The organism is Arsukibacterium sp. UBA3155, assembly GCA_002364615.1.
In the GTDB taxonomy this organism is placed as follows: Bacteria; Pseudomonadota; Gammaproteobacteria; order Enterobacterales; family Alteromonadaceae; genus Alishewanella.
On sequence record DEYP01000013.1, the window covers coordinates 108,912 to 120,142 of the forward strand.

The window sequence follows — 11,231 nt, forward strand, 5'->3', positions numbered from 1 at the left end:
AGCAAAAATTGCTTATTATAGCATTAGCGCCGAATTACAGACAGATTAAAAACAACACAATACAAAATTGTTACTGTTTCAGAGACTTTAACCCGCCTAGCCATTGTCTAAATTCAGTGCCGAGCTGCAGGTCCCGGATACCATATTCAACAAACGCTTTGATATAACCCAGTTTATTACCACAGTCGTGGCTGCGGCCATTGATATGATAAGCATTTACCTGCGCAGCTTCCATCAACATGGCGATGGCATCGGTGAGTTGAACTTCATCTCCGGCACCAACCGGGGTCTTTTTAAGACATCCCCATATTTTAGCATCAAATACATATCGCCCCACCACTGCGAGATTAGACGGCGCCTTATCCCGGGCTGGTTTTTCTACAATCGCTAGCATCTGTTGCGAGTCGCCAGCGCTCAGTTGCTGCTCAGAGACATCAACCACACCATAGTTGCTGACTTGCTCTATAGCGACAGGCTCAACCATTACCTGGCTGACACCGGTTTGCTCGTATAGCTGCAGCATTTTTGCCAGGTTGTCTGTTGCCAGATTACTGTCGAAGCAATCAATAATCACATCGGGTAGCACTACTGCAAATGGCTCATTGCCAACTAAGGGCAACGCACAAAGCACTGCATGCCCCAGGCCTTTCGCTTCTCCCTGGCGAACATGCATAATGGTTACATCTTTAGGACAAATGGCTTTTACTTCTGCCAACAACTGCCGCTTAACACGCTTCTCAAGGATGGATTCCAGCTCAAAACTTTTATCGAAATGGTTTTCGACAGAATTCTTGGATGAATGAGTTACCAGTACGATTTCTTTAATGCCGGCAGCAATGCACTCATTAACCACATACTGAATAAGCGGTTTATCCACTATAGGCAGCATTTCTTTTGGTATCGCCTTAGTGGCTGGCAACATTCGGGTTCCCAGGCCGGCAACCGGTATCACCACTTTTTTAATTTTCATGTAAAGTCCCTAACATTTTCGCCCCGGCCAATGGCGAAATATTTAAAGCCTTTGCGTTTCATCCGTTCTGGCTCATATAAATTACGACCATCAAAAATTACCGGGCTGTTTAACTGGGTTTTTATCAAGTCAAAATCAGGCGCTTTAAACTGTTGCCAGTCGGTGCAAATCAATAGGGCATCGGCCCCTTTTAGCGCCGCTTCCTTAGTGCCAACCAGGGTTAAATCATCCCTGACACCATACAATTGTTGAATGTCTTCCATCGCCTGCGGATCATAAGCTTTAATTTCAGCTCCGGCTTGCCATAATAAGTCCATCAACACCCGGCTTGGTGCCTCCCGGATATCATTAGTTTTTGGTTTAAAGCTCAGGCCCCACAAGGCAAAAACCTTGCCTTGTAAATTGTCACCAAAATAACTGGTGACCAGTCTGAATAACCGGGTTTTCTGGGTGTCATTGACTTTAGCCACAGCCTTTAATAACGAGACGTCGTGGCCAGCCTTGTCAGCGGCGCGAATTAGCGCGGTAACGTCTTTGGGAAAGCAAGAGCCGCCATAACCACAACCCGGATAGATAAAATGATAGCCAATTCGTGGATCTGACCCTATACCGCGACGTACTGCTTCAATATCAGCACCTACCAGTTCAGCAACATTGGCCATTTCATTCATAAACGAGATTTTGGTCGCCAGCATGCAGTTCGCTGCATATTTAGTCAGTTCAGCAGAGCGAACATCCATAAACATCATTTTATCCTGGATCCGGTTAAACGGCTCATACAACTCGCGCAGAACATCTTTGGGCCGGTCACAGTAAGTACCAACGATAATCCGATCAGGGCGCATACAATCGGCAACCGCAACCCCTTCTTTCAGAAATTCTGGGTTTGAAACCACATCAAATGGCAACGCCAGTTCCCGCTTTGCTAAAACCTCGGCAATTCTGGCCTTTACTTTATCGGCGGTACCAACCGGCACGGTCGATTTATCAATAATAATTTTGGCTGCATCCATATACCGGCCTATGGTGTCTGCCACGGCCAGTACATATTGTAAATCAGCAGAGCCATCTTCTTCCGGCGGGGTGCCTACCGCAATATACTGTACTTCTCCATGTTCTACCCCGGCTTTTGCATCGGTAGTAAAGTGCATTCGTCCAGCCTGATAATTACTGATGACCAGCTGTTCCAGCCCTGCTTCATGTATCGGCATGATGCCATTGGTCAGGTCAGTTATCCGCTGTTGATTCACATCAACACAATAAACGTTGTGTCCTACTTCAGCCAGAACGGCGGCCTGAACCAAACCCACATAACCAATTCCAAAAACCGTTACTTTCATCAGACTTCCTTATTGGTACCCAGCCAGATTTGTACCTGACTAGAAACAAGATTAAATGCAGACAATAATTAAACTCAAACACGTTAACAAGTGTCAGTTTGAACAGCGTGTCATGAATGTTAGCTTAATTATCGGGGAATGATCAGTTGTTGTTGCAAAAACGCCACCACCTGGCGCGCCGCCTGCTCAATACTTAATTCGGCCGTTTTTAAATGGATATCGGGCGCTGCCGGCGCCTGATAAGGCGAGCTAATACCGGTAAAATGGGCAATTTCTCCGGCGCGGGCTTTCTTGTATAAGCCTTTGGGGTCGCGCTGCTCACACACGGCCAATGGCGTATCGACAAACACTTCAATAAAAGCATCACCGGCCAGCGCTTTAGCCTGGGCACGATCGCTGATAAAAGGCGAAATAAACGCCGTGCCGACAATTAAACCGGCATCCAGCATTAAACGGCTGACTTCGGTAATGCGCCGGATGTTCTCAACCCTTGAGGCATCATCAAAGCCTAAATCGCGGTTCAGGCCGTGGCGCACATTGTCCCCATCCAATAAGTAGGTATGGCAACCAAGGTCAAATAGCATCCTGTCGACCGCATTAGCAATAGTCGACTTACCGGAACCAGACAGGCCGGTGTACCAAAGCAAACAGGGTTTATGGCCATTGCGCGCTTGCCGCTCTGCAAGGCTTAGCGCGGCATTATGCCAAACGATATTGTTGTTCATAGCTGAATCCATCTCGTTATCGGGTGCCTAAAAAACAAATAGTACTAACAAAGGGAATAATCTTAAAATGGAAGTTCTCTTAAAATGAAAGCACTCTTAAAATGGAAAAACCAGAGGGATCAACAACACACTAAGTACAACATAAGTCAGTGCCACCGGCCCCCCTACCAGCACAAAATGCTTTAACTTATAGCTGCTGGCGTTAAACACCATTAAATTGGTCTGGTAACCATACGGCGTAACAAAGCTGGCCGACGCGGCAAACGCCACGCCCATCACCATCGGCATAACATCAACGCCCATGCCTTTGGCCAGGCTGTAGGCCACCGGAAACATCAGCGCCGCAGCGGCATTATTGGTAATAATTTCAGTGAGCAGATAGGTTAATAAAAAGATCCCAATAAACGTTACCATCGGGGCCTGTCCGGCTAAGGCGCTGCCAGCAAAGTCACTGATATTCTGGGCCAGGCCAGTGTTGCTCATGGCACTGGCGATACAGAGCGCGCTGGTGACGATAAGCCAAATTTCTACCGGAAAGCGACGTTTTATCTCATTGATGGTTAAGCAGCCACTAAATAACAGCGCCGCCAGCAAATATATAGCGGCAAGCAATAACGAGGTTCCGCTAAATACCGTACCGGCAATCATGGCCACGAAACCCCACCAGGTTAAACGCTCGCGCCAACCACTTAGCATATGTTCCGGCTCTATACCGGACAACAGGTAAAAGTTCTTACTGATATTATGACGGCTGGCAAAATCGGGACCGGTGGCCAGCAATAAAAAATCGCCGGCTTTTAATTCAATTTCGCCCAGCTTGCCATTTACCCGCTCGCCTTCGCGCCTTACGGCCACCACAGCGGCATCAAACCTGGCCCGAAAACCGCTGTTTTTCAGGGTTTTCCCTGTTAATACCGACTCTTCTTTAATAATAACTTCAGTCAGGCTCTGGGTCTCCAGGCCATTTTCGTCGGCGAATAAACTAATTCCGGCAAACTGCTTTAATACGTTTACCTTATGCACATTACCGGTAAAAATCAGTTTGTCACCCGCTTTTAAAATGTCGTAGCGCGCTACCGGTCGGATCACTTCGCTATCGCGCACAATCTCCGTTAAAAACAGCTCGTCTAAATGGCGCAGACCTGCCTGCTCCACGCTCTGACCAACCAGCGGAGAATCACTATTGAGCTTAGCTTCGAGCAGGTATTCAGTGATCACCACATCCCGGGTTTTCTCATCCGGCAGCAAATAGCTCATAATAAATAATACCAGGCTGCCCCCGGCTAATACGCCCAGGCCAACTAAGGTAAAGTCAAAAAAGGCAAAACCAGGCTCACCGGTTTCAACCAGCATAGAGTTAACAATAAGGTTGGTCGAGGTACCAATTAAGGTCAGGGTGCCCCCCATAATAGCGGCATAAGATAATGGAATAAGTAACTTGGTCGGCGCCACTTTTTTGTTAGCCCTAACCGCGTTCAGCATCGCGGCCACCACGGCGGTATTATTAAGCACCGAAGAGGCCAGCGCGGTAAAACCAATAGTTCGCAGCACCGAGCCGGCTACCGAGCGGGTAAACAAAAAGCGCGACAGGCGCCTAAGCAAACTGGTTTTTTCAAGAGAAAAGGATATTAACACCAGCAACACCAGCGTAGCTAGCCCGGGGTTGGCCGCATTTCTTAGCAGCATGCTGCTGTCAATAAAACCAAATGCCAGCATAGCCAGCAACATGGCGGCGAAAATACCAGCCGAATGAGCAGAATAGCGGATAAGTGCTGCTACCAGCAGCACTAACATCCCTACCAGCGCCATGGCTGGCAGACTCATTTACGGCCTTTTTGCGACAATTCAGGGAAGTGCTTGCGCAGTAGCTGAATAAGCTCCAGTTCAAACGAACTCAGGCCACTGATTTCCTGCTCTGGTTGCGGTTCGGCTTGTGCCACCAGCGCCGCATCTACCATACCCGCCGCAACGGTAAGGTTAGTTAAGCGGTCAATGACGATAAAAGCGCCGGTTTGCTTATTTTTTAAATAGGCATCAAAGGCAACCGCTTCGGTCAGGTTAATATCGACCAGTCCAATTTCGTTCAAGCCCAGGTTTTGCGCATCGCGCTCTTCCAGGGTATTCACATCAATCCGATGATGCAGCTTGGCCACTTCTCCGCTAACCAGCTTGCAGGCAAATTTAAAGTAGTAATCCCGCTCGGTTTTCAGCGGTTGCTCGTGCATCCAAATCATCTTGGCGCGCAAACGTGATGACACATGCGCCAGCACATCTTTTTTCACCAGCATATTACCGCGGCTAATGTCTATTTCGTCATTTAAGGTCAGTGTCACAGCCTGTGGTGCATGGGCTTCCTGTAACTCACCGTCAAAGGTAACGATAGATTTAACGGTAGATATAGTACCGGCAGGTAACACCCGGATGGTATCACCTACTGCCACGCTACCAGCGGCAATGGTGCCGGCAAAACCACGAAAATCAGAATTGGGCCGGCTAACCAGTTGCACCGGGAAACGAAACTCAGGGCTGTCAGCTGAGGCACTGATCTCCATCGTTTCCAGATACTGCATCAGGGTTGAACCCCGGAACCAGCTTAGCTTTTCGCTGGGGTTAACCACATTATCGCCTTCCAGCGCAGATATCGGCACAAAGCGAATATCCGGAATATCCAGTGAGCCCGCCAGGGTTAAATACTCTTCCTGAATTTCTTTGTAGCGCGCCTGCGAGTAGTCCACTAAATCCATTTTATTAATGGCCACAATCACATGCTTAATGCCCAACAAACTGCAGATAAAGCTGTGACGCCGGGTCTGGGTTTGCACGCCTTTGCGCGCATCCACCAGAATAATCGCCACATCACAGGTAGAGGCACCGGTTGCCATATTGCGGGTGTATTGCTCGTGGCCCGGGGTATCGGCAATAATAAATTTACGTTTATCCGTCGAGAAGTAGCGATACGCCACGTCAATGGTAATGCCCTGCTCGCGCTCTGACTGCAAGCCATCGACCAATAAGGCTAAATCGACTTTATTACCCTGAGTACCCGACTTTTTACTGTCTTCGGTTATGGCGGCCAACTGATCTTCAAAAATCATTTTGCTGTCGTGCAACAAGCGGCCAATTAAGGTGCTTTTACCATCATCGACACTGCCGCAGGTAATAAAGCGCAGCAGTTGTTTATTCTCGTGTTGGTTTAAATACGCTAAAATGTCTTGTTCAATTAAGGCTGATGCATGGCTCATGTTGTTCTCCGGTACTAAAAGTACCCCTCCATCTTTTTCTTTTCCATCGAGCCACTGCTGTCGTGGTCAATCACCCGGCCCTGGCGCTCTGAGGTTTTGGTCAACAGCATTTCCTGAATAATTTCAGGCAAGGTCGCCGCCGTCGATTCCACCGCACCGGTTAACGGGTAGCAACCAAGGGTTCGAAATCGCACATGCTTCATCTGCGGTGTTTCACCATCTTTTAACGGCATACGCTCATCGTCAACCATAATCAGCGTGCCATCACGCTCAACCACCGGCCGGGGCTTAGCGAAATACAAATCCGGAATATCAATGTTTTCCAGGTAGATATATTGCCAGATATCCAGCTCAGTCCAGTTAGAAAGCGGAAATACCCGGATACTCTCACCTTTATCTACCCGGCCATTAAAAATACTCCACAGCTCCGGCCGCTGGTTTTTCGGGTCCCAGCGATGGTGTTTATCGCGAAACGAATATACCCGCTCTTTCGCCCGGGACTTTTCTTCATCTCGACGCGCCCCGCCAAAGGCCGCATCAAACTTATACTTATCCAGTGCCTGTTTCAGGCTCTGGGTTTTCATAATATCAGTATGCTTGGCACTGCCGTGGCTGAACGGCCCAACATTCATTGCCCCCCCTTCCGGATTAATGTGCACTAGTAAGTCCAGGTCCAGCTCTTTGGCAATTTTGTCGCGAAAGGCGATCATTTCCTTAAACTTCCAGGTGGTATCAACATGCAGCAGCGGAAACGGAATTTTGCCAGGATAAAATGCCTTGCGGGCCAGATGCAGTAGCACTGAAGAGTCTTTGCCTACCGAATACAGCATCACCGGATTATCAAACTCGGCAGCCACTTCGCGGAAAATCTGAATAGACTCATTTTCCAGCGCTTTTAGATGGGTCATTCCTTTACTTTGATTTGGGTTTTGCAAAGAGGTTTGCATAAATCACTCCTGTTGATTCGTTGCTATAGCTTACAGAAATAGTCATGGCAGTACCAGATATCAGCGAACGATAAACCACCGGCAGTGGCAGATAAATGCAGCGGTTTAGATGGCTGCAACGGCGCAAATATACCGCTGAGCATATGAAGGGTTCAAGGAATGGTTTGGTATAAGATATAGCGCTGTGCTTTGGCTTCTAATTAGCCCTTAAAAAAAGGGTCTGAGTGAATAATTTATTCACTCAGACCCTTTAAAATAAAATAAAAGACGCTTATATAAGTTACCAATATTTTGGTACCAGTTATCAAGTGTTAAGCCGAAGCCAAAGCCAAAACCTCACTTAAAATCTGACAGCTTTTTGCCATTTCGTCCTTAGTCAAAGTTGGATGCACCAGCATCATCATGCTGGTTTCACCCAATAACTTTGCATTTGATAAGCGCTTAGTTGGTCGCCAGGAAGTATTATCAAACGCTTTTTCCAGATAAACTTCAGAACAACTACCCTGAAAGCAAGGCACACCTCTGGCCATAATTTCATCGACAATACGGTCGCGACTCCACTCTGCGGCCAGATGCTCTGGATTAACAAAGAAATAATGCTTATATTCGGCATGCTCATAGTCAGCAGGAACCTCGACTAACCGAAGTACCGGAAAGTCTTGAGCAACTGCATCCAGTTTAGCGGCGTTCTGTTGCCGGGCATTAGTCCAGCTTGTAATCCGCCGAAGCTGAATCCTTCCGATCACTGCCTGCATTTCCAGCATGCGCCAGTTGGTACCAAAGCTTTCGTGCACCCAACGAAACCCAGGTGGGTGCTCCCGCTCGTACACGGCTTCAAAACTTTTGCCATGATCTTTATAAGACCACATCCGCGACCAAAGTGCTTTGTCGTTAGTAGTCACCATGCCACCTTCACCACCGGTGGTCATTATTTTATCCTGACAGAAACTCCAGGCACCGATATGGCCGATAGAACCAACTGAACGCCCCTTGTATTTTGCGCCATGCGCTTGAGCGCAATCCTCTATAACAGCAAAACCGTGCTTTTCAGCCAATGCCATTATAGGGTCCATGTCGGCAGGCATACCAGCAAGGTGCACAACTATCACAGCTTTGGTATTAGGTGTTAATACTGCTTCAATGGTCTCAGCTGTGATATTTTGGCTGTTTAAATCAACATCAGCAAAAATGGGGTTAGCACCCGCCGTTACCACACAAGAAGCAGAAGCTAAAAAAGTCCTAGGCGTTACAATTACGTCATGGCCAACACAAACACCCAGCGCTTTGAGTGCAACATCGAGTGCTAAAGTGCCATTGGCCAGGGCTACTGCATACTTAGCCTGTGACCATGCAGCAAAATCTTTTTCAAATTCTCGGCATTCCTGACCAGTCCAGTAATTCACTTTATTTGAAAGAACGACATCACGAACTGCATTGGCTTCTTCTTCGGTAAAGCTTGGCCATGGAGAAAATTTAGTGTTTAACATACCACTCCGTTACTACTTAATAATTTTGGCGGGTACACCCACCGCAGTGACATTGTCTGGAAAATCTGTCACAACCACAGCACCAGCACCCACCATTACATTTTTACCAATACTTTTTAATTGTATTACCGAAACACCGATGCCTAACCAACTGCCCTGCCCGACTTCAACGCCGCCCGCTAAACATGTACCAGGACTGATATGAACCGCCGCAGCAAGTTTACAATCATGCTCTACCACAGCATTTGAGTTAATAATGCAAGCATGGCCAATTTTTACATCTGCATTGATTACCGCACCAGCCATCACCACAGTACCTCGTTCGATAACAGCAGATGAAGAAACTGTCGCTGCGGGGTGCACAACAGTCGCTACAGCAAACCCTTTAGCAGCAAGTTCTTGTTGTTTAGCAAGTCGCACATTATTGTTGCCAATCGCTACAATAACAGCAGGTTTGTCAGTTAAACTAAATAAGCTGGCGGTACTGCCCACAATATCAGAACTGCCATTTTTAGTTTTAGCGGGCCAGGCATCATCATAAAATGCTACTTTATCCCAAAGCCCAGTGGCAAGTGCAGCATCTGCTACTACCTTGCCATGTCCACTTGCACCCAATATTGCAAGCGTTGTCATTTAGGCTTACTACCCGTGAATTTTGACATAGTTGCTTCACCAGCAGCAGATATACCCTCACGCACAAATACTTTTTTCACCGTTAGAAAAAGTATTTTGATATCCAGCCACAAGCTGCGGTTATCCACATACCAGACATCAAGCTTAAGCTTTTCTTCCCAACTAATCGCATTACGGCCATTTACCTGCGCCCAGCCAGTAATGCCAGGCCGAACTTCGTGCCGTCTTGCCTGTTCAGCAGAATATAAAGGTAAATACTCCATTAGCAATGGACGCGGCCCAACTAAACTCATATCACCTTTTAAAACATTAAAAAGCCCAGGCAGCTCATCTAAGCTGGTAGACCGTAAAATTCGACCAAAGCGTGTCAAACGTTGATCATCCGGTAACGTCTTACCATCGATACCTACTGAGTCAAGCATCGTTCGAAACTTAAGTATTTTGAAAGCTTTACGATTAAAACCGGGTCTAACTTGACTAAATATAACCGGTCTTCCTAATTTCAGACTTACAAGCAAACCGACAACAATCATCAATGGAAGTGTTAAGGCTAAACCGACTGAGGACAACAAAATATCAACTAATCTTTTCACTTAAATAATACCTTAGCTAGGCTATCTGAAAGTTTGGAATAATCATGATGTTTGACGGCGTAAAGATGACCATTCTCACCCAGAATATCAAGTTCGTTCTGGGTTTTTGATTTTAAATTCAAAACAGCATCTGCTATAGCTTGTGGATCTTCAGCGGGAACAGATATACCCGCGTTTGCATTTACAACAAAATCGAAACTACCAGAATAAGAATGTATAATTGGTTTTCCAGCCATCATATACTCAGGCAATTTATTAGGTGCGATACCAAATCTATAAATAGACTCTTTTCGCCAACCAATAAAACAAGCATTGAAAGCCCTTAACATTGATTGAATTTGTGATTTTCTGATTGCCTCTATAAATACTACATTACTCAGACCTCTTGCCTGCTCCATTAAGTTTCGCTTCTCTTTCCCATCACCGACTAATACAAAAACTACATCAGTCTCATTTTTTAATATGTAAGCAGCTTTAATCAAAATATCTAAAGCATTAGCAACACCCAATGTACCGGTGTATCCTACCAAGAACTTATCTTTCGGCAATTTTTCTACAATACTATCAGGTAAAGGTGATGTTTGTGATATCTCAGACATGTCAATACCATTAGGAATCCAATAGAATTTATCTCGAGTTAGCCCCCTTGCTACCATATGTTCAACAGCATTTGGAAGGTTTGACAAAACTATATCTGAAACTCGGTAAGCCCTATCTTCAATCCATTGTAAAAAACGAATAAAAAGGTGCTTGGCAGAACGACCACCAAGTTCAATAAATGTCAAAGGCCAAATATCACGAACTTCAAAGACAAGTTTCGCTCCAAATTTTTTAGCTAATCGTTGGACAGAAAGAAAAGGTATCAAAGATGGGGAGCTGTATAGAATAACATCAGGCTTGTTCGATATAAATTCTAATAAATAGCGCAATTTCCAAGCAAAGACGAACCAATTAAGTATCCTTTTTATGCTGTGAGCGTTAGAGTATTTTGATACCCTAACCCAAACAAAATTAAACCCTGAAACTTGCTCAATGTTTAATTCACTTTTACACAAAGGAGGTTCTCTTAACAAATGCGTATAACTCGCAGCAACTACATATACGCTGTATCCACGCTTTGAAAGCTCCTTAGCCAAATAATAATGACGACCACCCATTGAAGTTTCAGGGGTTGAGGCATATTGGTTTATGATCCAAATAGTTTTAATTTTCTTACTAACGTGCATAATAAGCCTAACAGATAGATGGAGTCATGAGTTAAAAAAAGATGAGATTATCATCTGCTGAATTCGTC

10 protein-coding genes are annotated in these 11,231 nt (G+C 45.9%); all 10 read right to left on the reverse strand.

The window, feature by feature from the left end:
* Positions 1-70 precede the first annotated feature (70 nt).
* Positions 71-970 carry a UTP--glucose-1-phosphate uridylyltransferase GalU gene (gene galU, locus B2X65_RS04505; protein ID WP_290610934.1) on the reverse strand — a complete coding sequence of 300 codons (900 nt, stop codon included), beginning with the start codon at positions 968-970 and terminating at the stop codon, positions 71-73.
* Positions 967-2,310, reverse strand: a complete 1,344-nt coding sequence (locus B2X65_RS04510) for a UDP-glucose dehydrogenase family protein (RefSeq protein WP_290610935.1) — start codon at positions 2,308-2,310, stop codon at positions 967-969. Before B2X65_RS04510 ends, galU begins: the two co-directional genes overlap by 4 nt.
* Positions 2,311-2,438: 128 nt before the next feature.
* Entirely contained in the window at positions 2,439-3,035 is a 597-nt protein-coding gene (cysC, locus tag B2X65_RS04515) for an adenylyl-sulfate kinase (protein ID WP_290610936.1), read from the reverse strand.
* Between the two features lie 96 nt (positions 3,036-3,131).
* Positions 3,132-4,859 (reverse strand): SLC13 family permease, encoded by a 1,728-nt coding sequence (locus B2X65_RS04520; RefSeq protein WP_290610938.1) that lies wholly within the window; start codon positions 4,857-4,859, stop codon positions 3,132-3,134.
* On the reverse strand, positions 4,856-6,277 hold the full coding sequence (cysN, locus tag B2X65_RS04525) for a sulfate adenylyltransferase subunit CysN (RefSeq protein WP_290610939.1): 1,422 nt from the start codon (positions 6,275-6,277) through the stop codon (positions 4,856-4,858). The genes B2X65_RS04520 and cysN overlap by 4 nt, the downstream gene beginning before the upstream one ends.
* Before the next feature lie 14 nt (positions 6,278-6,291).
* On the reverse strand, positions 6,292-7,224 hold the full coding sequence (gene cysD, locus B2X65_RS04530) for a sulfate adenylyltransferase subunit CysD (RefSeq protein ID WP_290610940.1): 933 nt from the start codon (positions 7,222-7,224) through the stop codon (positions 6,292-6,294).
* 311 nt (positions 7,225-7,535) lie between these two features.
* Positions 7,536-8,711, reverse strand: a complete 1,176-nt coding sequence (locus tag B2X65_RS04535) for a DegT/DnrJ/EryC1/StrS family aminotransferase (protein ID WP_290610941.1) — start codon at positions 8,709-8,711, stop codon at positions 7,536-7,538.
* Between the two features lie 12 nt (positions 8,712-8,723).
* On the reverse strand, positions 8,724-9,344 hold the full coding sequence (locus B2X65_RS04540; RefSeq protein ID WP_290610942.1) for an acetyltransferase: 621 nt from the start codon (positions 9,342-9,344) through the stop codon (positions 8,724-8,726).
* A complete protein-coding gene (locus B2X65_RS04545; RefSeq protein WP_290610943.1) occupies positions 9,341-9,937 on the reverse strand; it encodes a sugar transferase in 597 nt (198 codons plus the stop codon). Before B2X65_RS04545 ends, B2X65_RS04540 begins: the two co-directional genes overlap by 4 nt.
* Positions 9,934-11,163 carry a glycosyltransferase family 4 protein gene (locus tag B2X65_RS04550; protein ID WP_290610945.1) on the reverse strand — a complete coding sequence of 410 codons (1,230 nt, stop codon included), beginning with the start codon at positions 11,161-11,163 and terminating at the stop codon, positions 9,934-9,936. Before B2X65_RS04550 ends, B2X65_RS04545 begins: the two co-directional genes overlap by 4 nt.
* Between the last annotated feature and the right edge of the window lie 68 nt (positions 11,164-11,231).